Raw genomic sequence first — 12,393 nt, 5'->3', positions numbered from 1 at the left:
ATGGGAAAAGGACAAGACCTTTACAAGAAAGCAAAACAGATGATTCCAGGTGGAACCATGTTGTTATCAAAGAGACCTGAACAACTGTTGCCTGAGAACTGGCCTTCATATTTCAGTAAATCAAAGGGATGTGAAGTATGGGATCTTGACGGTAATCATTATTATGACTGTTTCTTGATGGGCGTTGGCACTAATACTCTTGGCTATGCCAATGATGAAGTGGATGAAGCTGTCATGAAAGTAGTTAAAGACGGAAATTTGACCACTTTTAATTGCCCTGAAGAAGTATATTTGGCAGAAAGAATGATTGAATTGAATCCTTGGGCTAGCGGTGTTCGCTATACACGTGGTGGCGGCGAGGCCAATGCCGTTTGTGTACGTATTGCCCGTGCCTTCTCAGGCAAAGATAAAGTAGCTATTTGTGGTTACCACGGTTGGCACGACTGGTATGTTTCAGTAAACCTTGGCGAATCGGATGCACTTGCTGGTCATCTTCTTCCTGGCATTCCGACTGACGGTGTACCCAGGGGGTTACGTGGAACTTCCATACCTTTTCATTATAATAATTTTGATGAATTACTTGATATAGTGAATAAGAACCCCGATTTGGCAGCCATCAAGATGGAGGTGTGCCGTAACTTCGGTCCGGAAGACAATTTCCTGCAGAAAGTCCGAAATCTTGCTACTGAACGTGGCATCGTACTCATTTTCGATGAATGTACGAGTGGATTCCGTGAAACTTTCGGTGGCTTATATCTTAAATACGGTGTTGAACCGGATATGGCCATTTTCAGTAAGACGTTGGGTAATGGTTATGGTATCTGTGCAGTTGTCGGAAGAAAGAATATCATGGAAGCTGCGCAAGGTTCATGGATTAGCAGTACATTCTGGACGGAACGTATCGGCCCGACTGCTGCATTGGCAGCTTTGAAAGTTATGGAACGTACCAAATCTTGGGAAATTATTACTGAGATAGGTAACGACAACAAGAAACGTTGGCAGGAGCTGGCTGATAAATATGGCCTACAAATAGAACAATGGGGTATTCCTGCTTTAGCCGGCTATACCTTCAAGAGCAAGAATTATCTAGCATATAAGACTTTTGTCACTCAAGAAATGCTGAAAAAGGGATATTTGGCAGGGACAAGTATGTACACTTGCATTGCCCATACACCTGAAATCATAGACGGATATTTCTATGAATTGGATAAGGTTTTTGCCCAAATCCGTGAGTTTGAAGATGGTCGTGATGTAATGAAAGCATTGGAAGGTCCCGTTTGTCAATCCGGATTCAAACGTTTGAATTGATTTGAAATGTGGTTTTGTTATTTAAAAATCTTATTTTTTAGACCATAAAAGGTTAAGATAAAATAGCAAAAGCATGAAAACAACGTCTGAATACATTGCTCTTCTACGTAAATATATGGCTGAAAATGCCTATAAATATGGCATTATGCGTATGGGAATATTTGGCTCCGTGGCACGTGGTGAACAGACGGCGGAGAGCGATGTGGATGTTTGTATTGAATTGCAAACACCCAGCATGTTCAGTTTGGTTCATATTAAAGAAGAGCTTCAACTCTTATTTGGCTGCGCGGTAGATATCGTAAGATTGCGTGAAGATATGGACGGAATATTGAGACAGAACATTATGGAGGAAGGCATTTATGCATAAAAAAGAAGCATTCTTCTTTTGATGTTTTCTTCATTTGTTTTTTTGTAGCAAAAGAAACTCTATATGGACGAAAAAGAATGCTTGAGTAAGTTGTCACCCTTTTTGTACTGGGACATTGATATGTCTCAAGCTTCTATGGATGCCTGCCCTCAACAAGTGGTTCAGCGAGTACTTGAGTATGGCAATCTTGATGATTGGCGTTTGATACGTGCGTATTATGGTTTGCATCGCATTGTAGAGTTATGTAAGCAGATGCGGACACTTGATCCGGTTTGTCTTTCTTATATTTGCCTCTTGTCCGGCACGTCAAAAGAAGAATATAGATGTTATCATACGGCACAGTCGAAGCCCACACTCTGGAACTCTTGTGCCTGATGTGGTGAAGAATTTCCAATAATTTCAATTTAATTCATTTCCCTTCCTTGAGAAAAATCTACTTCCGTGCCGATGCAAGCGCTACTATCGGTTACGGCCATTTTATCCGTACCTTGGCTTTGGCCGATATGTTAAAGGATGATTTCGATTGTACCTTTTTTACTTGTCATCCTACCCCTTATCAAGTAGAGGAGATGGAGAAGGTATGTCCTTTCATCCCCTTGCAGGAAGAAACGCATTCTGCTGATTTCCTTTCCCATCTGCAAGGTGATGAAATCGTGGTGCTCGACAATTATTTCTTCACTACCGATTACCAGCGTGCCATCAAGCAAAAAGGCTGTCGCCTGGTGTGCATTGACGATATGCACGACAAGCACTATGTGGCCGATGTTGTGATTAATCACGGAATAACCAATGGAAATTTATTTAGTACAGAACCTTACACGCAGTTGTGCTTGGGTTATGCTTGGGCACTGTTGCGCTTGCCGTTTCTACAATTGCCACAAATACAGCGGAAAAATAGAAAGATAGAAAAAGCCATTGTCTGTTTTGGTGGTTCCGACAAGAATGATTTGACCACTCGCTTTGTATCTTTTTTGCAAAAAGAAAAGACTGTGAAACAGATAATTGCGATAGTAGGTGATAAATACCAATTGGATACATTGCATTGCTCTTCAAAGGTTTCTTATCAGCACAATTTGTCTGCATCCGAGATGTCAGAGCTCTTTAGACAATCAGATATTGCTTTTGTGCCGACCAGCACAGTGTGCTTGGAAGCATTGTCCCAACAATTACCCGTTGTTGCCGGATATTATGTAGACAACCAAAAGGAAGTTTATGCTGAATATGCCGCAAATAATTTAATATATCCTTTGGGGAACTTGTTGAATTTGGACTTTGCAGAGATGAATTATTCTTTGATTGTAGAAAAAATCAATTCTTTGCATACAATGGATTTTTCTTTAGTGTCATTGCGTTATAGAAGGCTGTTTCAAAATATGTTTGTTCCTATAGAGATAAAGAAGAATGGACTGAAATTTGTTGATTATAGAATTTTGGATAAAGACAAGCAATTATTGATATGGCAGGCAAGAAATGAAGAAAAGGTGCGTATTCAAATGGCGCATACGGAGCCTATTCTTTGGGAATCCCACCTGAAGTTTGTAGACAGCCTGAGTGTTCAGTATAAGAAGATATATATGGCCGTTTATCGGGAAGAACAACTTCTTGGTTCTGTAAATATAGAATATAGTTCAGCCACGCATTTGGAGCGCGGGCTATTTATATTGCCGGAGTTTTGGGGAAATGGAGATGCTGTGTTGATTGAAAACACCTTGTCTGAATTTCTTCAGGAACAGCAGGTGACTTCTGTTATGGCAAAGGTATTGAGGAGTAATAGCCGGTCGTTGCACTTTCATTTGAAATTGGGGTATAGACAAATATCCAATGATGATGAATATGATTATTTAATTAAAGACTTGAACAAATAGATGAGTAAGGTAATGATAATAGCAGAATTATCTGCTAATCATAATGGAAATAAGCAAATAGCTATAGATACTATCGTTGCTGCCAAGAAATCCGGTGCCGATGCCGTAAAGTTGCAAACTTATACGGCTGACACTATAACGGTGGATTGCCGTGCTGATGATTTTAAGATTAAGCAAGGTACAATCTGGGATGGAACTCGTTTGTACGATCTTTATAAGCAAGCCTATACCCCTTGGGAGTGGCACGAAGAATTGTTTCGTGTGGCCAAGGAGGAAGGACTTATCTGTTTTTCATCACCGTTTGATAAAACTGCGGTAGATTTCTTGGAGTCCTTGGGCAACCCTATTTATAAGATTGCCTCTTTTGAAATTACGGATATTCCTTTGATAGAGTATGCCGCCAAGAAGATGAAACCGATGGTGATGTCTACCGGCATTGCCACTGAAGAAGACATTCAGTTGGCTGTAGATACTTGCCGTGCGGCGGGCAATGATGATATTACGCTGTTGAAATGCACCTCCTCTTATCCTGCCCCCATTGAGGAAGCCAATCTGTGCATGATAAAGGATTTAGCCGAGCGCTATGGAGTGAAGTCCGGTTTGTCCGATCATACCATTGGCAGTGTGTCTGCCGTAGTGGCTGTGACACAAGGTGCAACCATGATTGAAAAGCATTTTATTATCGACCGTAGTATTGGCGGCCCCGATGCCTCATTCTCAATGAACGAGCAGGAGTTTGCCCAAATGGTGAAAGATATACGCATGGCCGAAGCGGCTATCGGCTCAGTATCGTATGAACTTACTGATAAGATGAAGTCGGGAAGGGAGTTCTCCCGTTCGCTCTATGTAGCCGAGGATATGAAAGCCGGAGAAGTGATTACAGAGCAGAACGTTCGCTCCGTTCGTCCGGGCTTCGGTTTGCACCCTAAGTATCTGAAAGATATATTGGGAAAGAAAGTAAATCAGGATTTGGAGAAAGGAACGAGATTTGCATGGGAGTTCGTGAATAGTTAGAGGTCATCAAAAAAGAGAATATTGTTACTGCAATTCTTAAAAATAAAACTATCTTTGCGGTAGTCTAAACACTAAAAACATAGTCTATATGAATCGCAAGGAATTGGTGAAGCGTCTGAAATATATGATAAAGAGTGTTGCTCCCAACTCTCAGACTATTCTTTATGGTTCTGAGGCACGTGGAGAGGCAAAACAGAATAGTGACATTGATATTCTGATTTTAGTGGATAAAGATACAGTTTCTCCTATGGAGGAGGATGTCATTACTGCTCCAATATATGATTTGGAAATAGAAACAGGTACTATTATTAGCCCGATTGTGATGACTCGTAAAGCTTGGGAGGCAGCAAAGAGAAAGACTGTATTTTATTATAATGTAATGAAAGATGGTGTGTTGCTGTGATGGAAGAGGATATAAAGCGTGATATTGTCAATTATAGGCGTCAAAAGGCATGTGACTTGATGCATGATGTTGATGTCTTGATAGATAATGAACTATGGAATTCTGCTGTAAATAGGATGTATTACGCTTGTTTTCATATGGTTTCAGCATTGTTGATTTTGCATGGAATTGAAGTGAAAAGTCACATGGGAGTTCGACAAGCTTTTGGACTTCATTTTGTAAAGACGAATTTGTTGTCGTCTGAATGCGGGCGCATCTTTTCTAAAATTTACGATAAAAGGCAGTCAAGTGATTATGATGATTTCAAAGAGTTTACCAAAGATGAAATTGATAATTTGTACCCTCAGATTTCATTTTTGATAAGTGAAGTTGATAGATTGATTACAGAAAAATAGATTTCCTTCTTCCCCTCTTTTTTTAGTATCTTTCATCCCCCTTCGTTAGCAAAATACGAACAGATTTTGTTCCTTTGCAAGTAAACAATGCCCCTACGGAACGAATGACAAATATCACCCCATTGCTTTACCAAAGCGGGTATGTGACGATAAAGAATTATTCTCCGCTTACACATCTTTATACGCTGGATATCCCCAATAAAGAAGTGCGCATGGGGTTGATGATTTTGGATATAGAATAAAAAAGGGAGCCTTTTACAGCCCCCTATACTCCCTTTCCGCATCGAAGCACGGACAAGCTTTCACCGGATTCAAGTCGTGATGTCCAATAATCAGTGCCCGTGGAAAGATGCGTTTCAACTCGCGTAGCAGTGCCAGCAACGAAGCCTTCTGCTCCAAAGTGCGGGTATCAGCAGGACAGCCTTCGGCATCCAACCCTCCTTCGTAACAGATGCCGATGGAGTGGCGGTTGTGATTGAGGCAATGCGCACCTATTTTTTCCAACGGGCGGCCGCGGTGTATTTCGCCGTTGCGGGTCAGATAGAAATGATAGCCGATGTCACGGAAGCCGCGGTGGTGGATGTGGTCGCGGCGGCAATCCTCAAAGCCCAGGGCCACGCCTTGAGGCGTGGCTGAGCAATGAACAATGAGCAGGGTAATCGTACGCATGGCTATTTGCAAGCGCCCAGACCTAAAGCTCCCGCTATGGCGGTAGCTACGGTGATGATTACTTTGAGGACAATGCCCCACACGGATTTTGACTTTTTGTCTTCACTCATGATGATTGGTAATTGATAATTAGTAATTTGTAATTATTCTCATCCTAACGGATTCTCGCCTTGATCACCGTCACTTCCTCCGGAACCGCCGTCGGAACCACTGCCATCGGGAGCTTTTCCGCCTACGGTGTACAGGGAAGATTCCTTCAGCTGTCCATCCAGGTTGATTTGGGCATTACTCAGTTCGCCGGTGGCACGGGCGCGGAGCTTCAGCCCCTTCACGTTGTTGGCCAGCGAGAAGTCGGCAGCAGATTGCGCCCCTTTCTTGCTGACGATTCCTACGGAGAAGATGGCAAGGTCGTCCAGTTTCACGTTCTTGCCGTCCAGAATCAGCTCCTTGGTGCAGGAAACCATGTCGGCCAGTACTCCCTTGATGACACCACTCGAATAGGGGGTGTTGTGATTGGACATGTGCTTGGCCAGCTTTTCGATGTCGAAGGTTTCTTCGATTACGGGGCGTGCATACCAGAGGCCTTTCAGTGGGCTGTCTTCGCCCGTCACTTGATACTTTTTGTAACGAATCATACGGATTAAAAATTAAAGGTTAAAAGATAAAAACGTTTGCTGTGTTGAACTCAACGATGCAAAGATAAGGGTGTGGATACGGGCGTTTGTCGGTTCCGGTCGGTTCCGGTCAGTTTCGGTCGGTTTTAGTTGGTTATTTACGCTTGTATGTTTGATAATGTCATGATTTATGGTTACTTTTGATGAAATATAAATCATAACTGTCAACTATGGATTGTTTTGTCATACGTACATACGGGCGTACCGAATTGGCCCAAATCTATTGCCCCAATCTTTGTCCGGAAGCTGCCTTCCGCAAACTGAAACACTGGATAGACCTTTGTCCCGACCTGCGTGACGGGCTTTCCGCCTTGGGCGGTTCTTCCCGTTCACGCTCCTATACGCCTGCCCAGGTGAGGCTGATAGTGGCTGCACTTGGAGAACCTTAAACCTGAGGTTGGGCAACGTAAAGGTCAGCTTGGGAAGCGTAAACCTGAGGTTGGTACACTTGGTACAGAGGTTCATTCGTCCCTTTGCTTCACACACGGGTGCGCGTATATAAGGTGTTTCGGCATTCATATTCTTCATCCTCTCTGCGTTGGTTTGTGGTAAGTGCCCTTGCCATCCACGCTTTCCACCAGCCCGTGCTTCTGCATACGCTTCAGCCAGGTGGAGGCCGTTTCGGGCTTGATGCCCATTGCTTCGGCTTTCTGCAGGAAAGAGGCCCGTGTGAATTCTTCCTCCATACTGCCTACCAGCGCATCCCGGTCGGCATTGCCGCGGCTTGTCACTTCGGTCTTGGGCAGGAAGGAGAGGATGTGGGTGGTGTGCCGGTAAAGGCTCTCGGCCAGTGAAAGCACGGCATGAAAGTCGTCGGGGGTGATGTAGAGGTCCCAAAGAGTGATGATGCGGTCTTTCAGATTATCCGGAGAGGTGCCCCGGTCGGGCGATACGTGAGGCGAGGAGGCTATCTCTCCCTGCTCCAGCACACGGAGCATGGCCACCACTTCCATGATGCGGCAGATGTTGATAGCCAGACGTGCCACGCTGCTCGACATCTCGTTGCCGTTGGCCAGTCCGGAGCGCACGAAGAGGTTGGAAAACAGTTGGTTGAATTCCTTCTTCTGGCCGTCGGTGAGGCGCAGGGTGAACAGCCCGCCCATGACAATGGCCTTCAGCTTGTCCTTCCACTCCAGGGCCAATGCGGTGAAGGTTTCTTCGAGGTCGCTGTCGTTGCGGTCGAACTGGTTTTGCCAGTGGTGTATGGCAGGCATGTAGTAGAAAATTTGGCGAGAGAAGAGCCCGTTTTCCGAAGTGGGTATCAGCGGTTTCACCTGTGCCGGAGTGCCCGACAGAAGTACGGAAAGATAAGTCTTTTTCACTTCGCGGTATTCTTGGTCGGTGCGCCGGTTGTACGACAGCCGGTCGTGGTCGAAGGCTTTGCGCATGGTGTCGCTCCAGTGTCCGTACTCCGAGCCGATGGCGGTGGAGATGGTATCGGCTTCGCTTTCGCATATCAGGCCGGTGCCGTCAGAGTCCATCAGGTTTTGCAGGATGCCCGTTCCGGTATTGTTGCCCGATATGAGGAACATCTTGTTGGCCGGCATCACGGGAGTTTCGGTTTTCCCGCGTTCTTTGCCCAGTGTGTCGTACTTTGCTTTTTCACGGCGGTAGCATGCCATGCCTTCGGCCACCTGCTTGCGTATTTCATCGTGTATGGGTTCGGCCAGCAGGCGCACCAGCGACAGCACACCCTTGCCCGATGCGGGCGGTGCCACCACAAAGGTTTGCAGGCAGGGCGACATCATTTTTCCGCCATAGGAACTTCGCACATGCTGTCCCATACCGGCACCCAGCACGGTGATGGCCCCCAGCAGAAGCACGTCGTATTGAGCACGGGAGGTACCGCATTTTGCGATGCACTCCAGCGGATGGGGCCAATGGATGCGTTCGTCGAAAGTGGGCAGGGGCGCCAGCGGATCGCTGTCGGGCGCAGGGTCGTCCTCGCGTACGCGTGTGTGTGAGGAAGAAGAGCCGGGTGAACCTTGTGTACCAAGTGTACCAATGGCGGGCGGAGTTTCCGGATGTACCTTTACGCCGCAAAGCTCGGCCAGGTGGAATACGGAGCCTATGTGCACGTCGTTGCGTCCGGTCTTCAGTGCATTGCTGAAGAGCTTGTCGGCCGCTTGCGGGTCGTACTTCGGAGACGGGCTGCACAGAGCCAGAAAATCAGGACGGCCTGCTTCGCCGCAGTCGTTGGCAATGGCAAAGGCCAGTTGGATATACTCTTGATAAGTGGGAGCAATGTCGGCTCCCGCACTCCTTACGGCTTCGGCCAGGAGATGTAGTGATGAGATTGATTCCATTGGAATTTTTGATTTATAGTTTATGATTTATAGTCATTCAGAGGGCTTTAGCCCGAAGAATCTACTCTCTTTGTGAATAGGAGAAGAGATGCTTCACTACGTTCTGCATGACAGACTATACATTAGCGTAAAAAATAGAAAGATGTTTTGAGCGAAGCTAATGATATGCTTGTAAGAGTCTTGACACAGCCTCTGCCCGAAGGGCGGGGTAGTAGTTGAGAAAGAAAATCCTTTGATTATTCATTGATTCTGAGCAGCGCCCCCGGGTCGTGACAGAGGAAGCAAGCCCGCACGGGGTCTTTGCCCGATGTATCCACACCCTTTCCGGGTTGCCGGTAATCAGCATCGTACATGCAGTGCACGTAGCTCATGGCCCAGCCAATTCCTTCGGAGGCCGTTTGCCCGGAGGCATAGGGCACGAAGGCTTTCACACCCCGTCCGGTGGGACTGACGAACACCAGTGTGGGGCTAAGATAAGAGTCTACGAATAGCTGTTGTTTTAGATTTTCGGCTTCCTCGGCCGATTCGAGGTGGTCGATGTCCACCACCACCAGTCCCGACGGCTCCATCAGGCAGTCGCTCCGGCGGCGGGTGAATACTCCGCAGGGAGTGACGTAAGGCAGTGTTTGCTGCTTCAGGCGTCGGCAGGCGTTTTCGTCGCCTCGCAGTGCGGCGTCTCTTACAGCAAGTGTCAGCGTGGCAAGGCGTTCATTGGAGGTGATTAGTTTGTACACTTCCTCGAGACTCATAGTCCGCAGCGGAGTCAGCGTGGCGCTTTTCACGGTTTTTCCGGTCGCCGCATCCTTTACCGGTGAGATGGGCGGCATGAATAGCGACATTTTAAGAGTGTTTTTCATCGTATTTTTCTTTAAAATTATTGTGCAAAGTTAGGTAACTTATTTCACCCAATCTTTTCCGTATACGGAAAAGATTTTAAGCACGCTAAAGCATAAATAACAATCTATAACATTATAGAAACTATTATACAATTCACATAACCGAAAATTGACATGAATGAAAACTGTATGCACTCTTCATTGGGTGCTTTTATCGAAACTTTACGTAAAATGAGAAAGATTACTATCGCGGAACTTACTTTGGAAGCTCATATCAGTACAAAAACGTATATCCATATAAAAAAGGGCTCGATGCAAGACTAAGCGCCTACTTGTCGCTGATTTTCTACTATTTCAGGGATTTGGAGGATGAGGAAATCAGGCGGGTGATTAATGGGTGGCTGGATGAATGGTTTAAGGTGAGAAAGAGGGAATAAGAGAAGGTACTCTAATTTGAGTACTAAAAAGGGAAATACAAAAATAACATTCAAAGATAAAGATTAAAAATGTTTACTTTTCAACAACTTAAAAGGAATTTGAAGCGGGATGCTGCCTCGCTCTCAGTGAAGAAACTTGCGCTTTTGGGCGATACTGCCACCCAATTTCTTGCCATTGCCTTGCGTGGTATGGGTGTAGAGCATGGCTATCATATAAACCTTTTCGAGGCGGAATATAATCAAGTAGAAAGACAAGTGTTGGATCTCTCGTCGGATTTCCATACCTTTAATGCTGACTACATTGTGGTGTTTCAGTCTACCCACAAACTCCTTGAAAAATATAGCTTGATGCCCACTGGACAGCAATCCGGTCTGGCTGACGGGCGTATTGACTTTCTGCGTTCCTTAGCTGACATTGTGCAAGGCCGTATCATTGTCTATAACTATCCTGAAATAGAGGATACTGTGTTCGGTAGCTATGCCAATAAAGTTTGTTCATCATTTACTTACCAAGTGCGTAAGCTCAACTTTGAACTGATGAATCTGGCCCAAGAATATCCCAATCTTTTCATTTGTGATATTGCAGGTTTGCAGAATAAATTTGGCCGTAATTTTATGTTCGACAGCATGGTATATGTGAGTACCGAAATGGTTCTGAGTATTGATGCTTTGCCTTATGTGGCTGCACGTACTTTCGATATTATATGTGCTGTCGAAGGGAGATTTAAGAAATGCCTTGTTCTTGATCTCGATAATACGATATGGGGTGGCGTAGTCGGTGATGACGGATGGGAGAATATTCAGGTAGGGCACGGACTGGGTATCGGCAAAGCCTTCACTGAATTTCAAGAATGGGTAAAGAAGCTTAAGAACAGGGGTATTATCATTGCAGTATGTAGCAAGAATGATGAGAGTAAAGCCAAAGAACCGTTCGAGAAAAACCCTGAGATGGTCCTCAAACTTGATGACATTGCAGTTTTTGTTGCTAACTGGGAGAACAAGGCAGATAACATTCGCACCATTCGGGATATTCTTAACATAGGATTTGACTCGATGGTGTTCCTTGATGACAATCCCTTCGAGCGCAATATGGTGCGCGAACATGTTCCAGATGTCACCGTACCCGAGTTGCCCGAAGATCCGGGTGAGTATTTGGAATTTCTTTATACACAGAATTTATTTGAGACAGCCAGCTATAATGAAGGTGACAAAGATCGTACTAGACAATATCAGGTAGAAGCCAAGCGTGTATCGCTACAGAGGAGCTTTACCAATGAGGCCGATTTTTTGAAGTCACTCAATATGGTGAGTGAGGTAGGTGGTTTCAATAAATTCAACACTCCTCGTGTGGCGCAGCTGTCGCAACGCAGCAATCAGTTCAACCTTCGTACGGTACGCTACACAGATACCGAAATTTCTGCCATTGAAGCGGATGAACGCTATGTTACTTTCTCATTTACCTTGTCCGACAAGTTTGGCGATAATGGGTTGATTTGTGTTGTCATCGGTGAGAAGCAGGACATGGGAACACTCTTTATCAACACCTGGTTTATGAGTTGCCGTGTACTGAAGCGTGGCATGGAGAACTTTACACTTAATACGATTGTGGATTACGCTCGTACTCATGGTATCTTCCGTATTGTGGGTGAATATCTGCCTACTGCTAAAAATCAGATGGTAGAGGAGCATTATCCACGTTTGGGATTCTGCAAGATAGAGGGTGTCGAAACTGCACAGTACGAACTGTTGGTAGAAAGTTATCAAGTAAGAGAGTGCTATATAAAATCAAATAATTCGAAATAGATTAACAAATTGGAGCGAAATAGCTCCTCTACTTTCCATATTAAAAAATCATCTAAAAAACAAAGAACAATGGAGAAAACTGAAATTTTAGTGAAGGTGCAGGACATCTTCCGCGATGTCTTGGATAACGAAGAGATTGTATTAAATAATGATACTTCTGCCGATGACATTGAGGAATGGGACTCATTGAGCCATATCCAGCTTATTGTAGCCATTGAGAAGCATTTTAAAATTAAATTCACCTCAAAGGAAATACTCTCTTGGAACAATTTGGGAGAGATGATTGCTTGTATTGCCACTAAATAATCATAGCAAA

At 44.9% G+C, this 12,393-nt stretch carries 16 protein-coding genes; 11 read left to right on the top strand and 5 right to left on the bottom strand.

Annotated elements, in window-relative coordinates; genetic code table 11:
* The 8 genes from DW947_RS01165 to DW947_RS21480 all read left to right on the top strand — a co-directional run bounded on the left by DW947_RS01165 (position 1) and on the right by DW947_RS21480 (position 5,594).
* Positions 1-1,308 carry an aminotransferase class III-fold pyridoxal phosphate-dependent enzyme gene (locus DW947_RS01165; protein ID WP_057255971.1) on the top strand — a complete coding sequence of 436 codons (1,308 nt, stop codon included), beginning with the start codon at positions 1-3 and terminating at the stop codon, positions 1,306-1,308.
* Between the two features lie 73 nt (positions 1,309-1,381).
* On the top strand, positions 1,382-1,675 hold the full coding sequence (locus DW947_RS01160; RefSeq protein WP_117713476.1) for a nucleotidyltransferase family protein: 294 nt from the start codon (positions 1,382-1,384) through the stop codon (positions 1,673-1,675).
* A 63-nt stretch (positions 1,676-1,738) separates the two neighbouring features.
* The gene (locus DW947_RS01155; RefSeq protein WP_081028963.1) at positions 1,739-2,050 is read left to right on the top strand and encodes a DUF6922 domain-containing protein; all 312 of its coding nucleotides are present in this window, start codon (positions 1,739-1,741) and stop codon (positions 2,048-2,050) included.
* A 47-nt stretch (positions 2,051-2,097) separates the two neighbouring features.
* The gene (pseG, locus tag DW947_RS01150; protein WP_117681553.1) at positions 2,098-3,540 is read left to right on the top strand and encodes a UDP-2,4-diacetamido-2,4,6-trideoxy-beta-L-altropyranose hydrolase; all 1,443 of its coding nucleotides are present in this window, start codon (positions 2,098-2,100) and stop codon (positions 3,538-3,540) included.
* Entirely contained in the window at positions 3,541-4,554 is a 1,014-nt protein-coding gene (pseI, locus tag DW947_RS01145; RefSeq protein ID WP_117681554.1) for a pseudaminic acid synthase, read from the top strand.
* 79 nt (positions 4,555-4,633) lie between these two features.
* The gene (locus DW947_RS01140) at positions 4,634-4,957 is read left to right on the top strand and encodes a nucleotidyltransferase domain-containing protein (RefSeq protein ID WP_371413541.1); all 324 of its coding nucleotides are present in this window, start codon (positions 4,634-4,636) and stop codon (positions 4,955-4,957) included.
* On the top strand, positions 4,957-5,352 hold the full coding sequence (locus tag DW947_RS01135) for a HEPN domain-containing protein (protein ID WP_034529826.1): 396 nt from the start codon (positions 4,957-4,959) through the stop codon (positions 5,350-5,352). The genes DW947_RS01140 and DW947_RS01135 overlap by 1 nt, the downstream gene beginning before the upstream one ends.
* A 74-nt stretch (positions 5,353-5,426) precedes the next feature.
* Complete coding sequence (locus DW947_RS21480; RefSeq protein ID WP_153881083.1) at positions 5,427-5,594, top strand: hypothetical protein; 168 nt, start codon at positions 5,427-5,429, stop codon at positions 5,592-5,594.
* Positions 5,595-5,607: 13 nt separating this feature from the next.
* On the opposite strand, the gene DW947_RS01130 is transcribed toward DW947_RS21480, so the two are convergent.
* The 3 genes from DW947_RS01130 to DW947_RS01125 are packed head-to-tail and all read right to left on the bottom strand — an operon-like array spanning position 5,608 to position 6,656.
* Positions 5,608-6,021: an N-acetylmuramoyl-L-alanine amidase gene (locus tag DW947_RS01130; RefSeq protein ID WP_044468502.1), complete on the bottom strand. Its 414-nt coding sequence runs from the start codon at positions 6,019-6,021 to the stop codon at positions 5,608-5,610.
* 2 nt (positions 6,022-6,023) lie between these two features.
* Positions 6,024-6,131 carry a smalltalk protein gene (locus DW947_RS21475; protein WP_005829485.1) on the bottom strand — a complete coding sequence of 36 codons (108 nt, stop codon included), beginning with the start codon at positions 6,129-6,131 and terminating at the stop codon, positions 6,024-6,026.
* A 39-nt stretch (positions 6,132-6,170) separates the two neighbouring features.
* Positions 6,171-6,656 (bottom strand): DNA-binding protein, encoded by a 486-nt coding sequence (locus tag DW947_RS01125; protein ID WP_009038578.1) that lies wholly within the window; start codon positions 6,654-6,656, stop codon positions 6,171-6,173.
* Between the two features lie 209 nt (positions 6,657-6,865).
* Between DW947_RS01125 and DW947_RS01120 the strand changes: the two genes are divergently transcribed.
* Positions 6,866-7,084 carry a DUF4248 domain-containing protein gene (locus DW947_RS01120; protein WP_057087746.1) on the top strand — a complete coding sequence of 73 codons (219 nt, stop codon included), beginning with the start codon at positions 6,866-6,868 and terminating at the stop codon, positions 7,082-7,084.
* 135 nt (positions 7,085-7,219) lie between these two features.
* Here the strand turns inward: DW947_RS01120 and DW947_RS01115 are convergent, their stop codons facing one another.
* Both DW947_RS01115 and DW947_RS01110 read right to left on the bottom strand, forming a co-directional pair.
* Entirely contained in the window at positions 7,220-9,001 is a 1,782-nt protein-coding gene (locus DW947_RS01115) for a DUF3987 domain-containing protein (protein ID WP_117713478.1), read from the bottom strand.
* A gap of 236 nt (positions 9,002-9,237) precedes the next feature.
* The gene (locus DW947_RS01110; protein ID WP_172679966.1) at positions 9,238-9,858 is read right to left on the bottom strand and encodes a BT4734/BF3469 family protein; all 621 of its coding nucleotides are present in this window, start codon (positions 9,856-9,858) and stop codon (positions 9,238-9,240) included.
* A gap of 485 nt (positions 9,859-10,343) precedes the next feature.
* On the opposite strand from DW947_RS01110, the gene DW947_RS01105 reads away from it, so the two are divergent.
* The gene (locus DW947_RS01105; RefSeq protein ID WP_117713479.1) at positions 10,344-12,077 is read left to right on the top strand and encodes an HAD-IIIC family phosphatase; all 1,734 of its coding nucleotides are present in this window, start codon (positions 10,344-10,346) and stop codon (positions 12,075-12,077) included.
* 69 nt (positions 12,078-12,146) lie between these two features.
* Complete coding sequence (locus tag DW947_RS01100; RefSeq protein WP_057255960.1) at positions 12,147-12,383, top strand: acyl carrier protein; 237 nt, start codon at positions 12,147-12,149, stop codon at positions 12,381-12,383.
* Positions 12,384-12,393: the final 10 nt, after the last annotated feature.

It is taken from the genome of Bacteroides sp. AM44-19 (assembly GCF_003603395.1).
Classification (GTDB): Bacteria; Bacteroidota; Bacteroidia; order Bacteroidales; family Bacteroidaceae; genus Bacteroides; species Bacteroides uniformis.
This window is presented reverse-complemented; position numbering and strand designations above follow the sequence as displayed.